A 1,600-nucleotide genomic window follows, 5' to 3' on the forward strand; every position below is an offset into this window, starting at 1 on the left:
GCACCGTGCCGGCATGGATATGGTCGACGCCGGCCATGCGCATCCATTTGCAGATGACGCGGAAATTCATGCCGTGGTTCTTCTGGCGCGAATAGGTCGAGTTGCCGGCACGGTGCAGGTGCAGGATCATGTCGTTGCGGCGTGCCCACTTGGCCATCGACTGGATCGCCGTGTAGCCGATGACGAGGTCGATCATGACGATGCAGGAGCCAAGTTGCTTGGCGAATTCGGCGCGCTCGTACATCTCCTCCATCGTGCCGGCGGTGACGTTGAGATAATGGCCTTTGACCTCGCCGGTGGCGGCCGACGCCTTGTTCACGGCCTCCATGCAGTAGAGGAAGCGGTCGCGCCAATGCATGAAGGGCTGCGAGTTGATGTTCTCGTCGTCCTTGACGAAGTCGAGGCCGCCCTTCAGCGCTTCATAAACGACGCGCCCGTAATTGCGTCCCGACAGGCCGAGCTTCGGCTTCGTCGTTGCGCCGAGCAGCGGCCGGCCGAACTTGTCGAGCCGCTCACGCTCCACCACGATGCCGGTCGCCGGCCCCTGGAAAGTTTTGAGATACGCCACCGGGATACGCATGTCTTCCAGCCGCAACGCCTTGACTGCCTTGAAGCCGAACACATTGCCGATGATCGATGCGGTCAGGTTGGCGATCGAGCCCGGCTCGAACAGGTCGAGGTCGTAGGCGATGTAGGCGAAGTACTGTTGCTCGGTCTTGGTTCCGGGACCGGTGTTCGGCACCGGCTCGGATCTGAACGCCTTGGCGCGATAGAGCTCGCAAGCTGTCAGCCGGTCGGTCCACACCACGGTCCACGTCGCGGTGGAGGATTCACCGGCGATGGCGGCTGCCGCCTCCTCGTGGTCGACACCGGGTTGCGGCGTGATCCGGAACATGGCGATCAGATCGGTTTCCTTGGGCCTGTAGTCAGGCTCCCAGTAGCCCATCTTCTTGTAGGGGATGACCCCTGACTTGTAGCGCTCCTTGCCTTCCTTGAGCGTCCCCGCTGGCAGTATGTCGATCTTGTTCATGACAGGTCTCCTGTTTGTTGCTCAGGCGGCTTTCGCGGTTGCGATTTGGGGGTCGAGTTTTCCCGCGGCGTAACGTTTCGCCATCTCGTCCATGGCGATGACCTTGATCTTCGAGGCGTTGGACGCCGTACCGAAACGCTCGAAGCGGTCCCGGCAAAGGTCGCGCAAGGCATCCATGGCGGGCTTCAGGAATTTGCGGGGATCGAACTCGCGCGGGTCTTCCGTCGCGACGCGGCGGAACTGCCCGGCCATGGCCATGCGGCAATCGGTGTCGATATTGACCTTGCGCACGCCGTAGCGGATGCCGCGCTCGATCTCCTCGACCGGGACGCCAAAAGTCTGGGGCATCTCGCCGCCGTATCTGTTGATGATGTCCTGCAACTCCTGCGGCACAGAGGAAGAGCCGTGCATGACCAGATGCGTGTTGGGCAGCTTCTCGTGGATCGCCTCGATCACCTGCATGGCCAGGATGTCGCCGTCCGGCTTGCGGGTGAATTTGTAGGCACCGTGCGAGGTGCCGCAGGCAATCGCCAGCGCGTCGACCTGGGTTGCGTTCACGAAGTCGACCGC

At 62.2% G+C, this 1,600-nt stretch carries 2 protein-coding genes; both read right to left on the reverse strand.

All coding sequences use genetic code 11. The features are described 5' to 3' along the window. A partial coding sequence (locus EN932_RS35710; protein ID WP_128369500.1) for a ribulose-bisphosphate carboxylase large subunit occupies nt 1-1,030 on the reverse strand: 1,030 nt, incomplete at its 3' end. Nucleotides 1,031-1,051: 21 nt separating this feature from the next. Next, nucleotides 1,052-1,600 (reverse strand): class II fructose-bisphosphate aldolase (locus tag EN932_RS35715; RefSeq protein WP_206619026.1); only part of this gene is annotated, 549 nt, incomplete at its 5' end.

This window comes from Mesorhizobium sp. M7A.F.Ca.US.002.01.1.1 (assembly GCF_004022955.1).
GTDB lineage: Bacteria > Pseudomonadota > Alphaproteobacteria > Rhizobiales > Rhizobiaceae > Mesorhizobium > Mesorhizobium ciceri.